This is a genomic window from Enterobacter cloacae (assembly GCF_011078175.1).
Lineage (GTDB): Bacteria > Pseudomonadota > Gammaproteobacteria > Enterobacterales > Enterobacteriaceae > Enterobacter > Enterobacter cloacae_Q.
The window spans coordinates 1-312 of sequence record NZ_JAALCJ010000033.1 but is presented as its reverse complement, the minus strand read 5'-3'; the positions used below and the strand labels follow the sequence as shown (position 1 = coordinate 312).

Annotated in this window: 1 rRNA gene; it reads right to left on the bottom strand. The window is 42.0% G+C overall.

Annotated elements, in window-relative coordinates:
- Positions 1 to 238 precede the first annotated feature (238 nt).
- A 16S ribosomal RNA gene (locus G6Q29_RS21560) occupies positions 239 to 312 on the bottom strand; the annotation flags it as partial.

Genomic DNA, 312 nt, shown 5'->3' with positions numbered 1-312 from the left:
ATCCACCGTGTACGCTTAGTCGCTTAACCTCACAACCCGAAGATGTTTCTTTCGATTCACCATCGTGATTGCGAAAATTTGAGAGACTCGAACACACATAACATGTGTGTCGTTTCAATTTTCAGCTTGATCCAGATTTTTAAAGAGCAAAACTTCTTAATGCACTCAAAAGTACATTCAGAAGTTCATCATTCATCAGACAATCTGTGTGAGCACTACAAAGGCAGGTTCTTTAAGGTAAGGAGGTGATCCAACCGCAGGTTCCCCTACGGTTACCTTGTTACGACTTCACCCCAGTCATGAATCACAAAG